A 251-nucleotide genomic window follows, 5' to 3' on the forward strand; every position below is an offset into this window, starting at 1 on the left:
GCGCCGGGTGCCGCCGCGAGAAGGGCCTGGGTGTAGCTGTTCCGTGGCCTGAGCAAGACCTGTTCGGCGCTGCCGTATTCCACCACTTCGCCTTGCCGCATCACCGCAATGTGGTCGCTGATCTGCGCCGCCACGCGCAGGTCGTGGGTGATAAACAGGATGCTCAGGTTCAACTGCTTCTGCAGTTCGGCCAGTAACTCCAGCACTTGCTTTTGCACCGACACATCCAGTGCCGACACACTTTCGTCGGC

Annotated in this window: 1 pseudogene; it reads right to left on the minus strand. The window is 61.8% G+C overall.

From position 1 onward, the window contains the following. Positions 1-251 (minus strand): annotated as a pseudogene (locus SB764_RS42955) (ABC transporter ATP-binding protein); the annotation flags it as partial.

The sequence above is a fragment of the Paraburkholderia sp. SIMBA_027 genome, assembly GCF_046535315.1.
GTDB classification, from domain to species: Bacteria; Pseudomonadota; Gammaproteobacteria; order Burkholderiales; family Burkholderiaceae; genus Paraburkholderia; species Paraburkholderia tropica.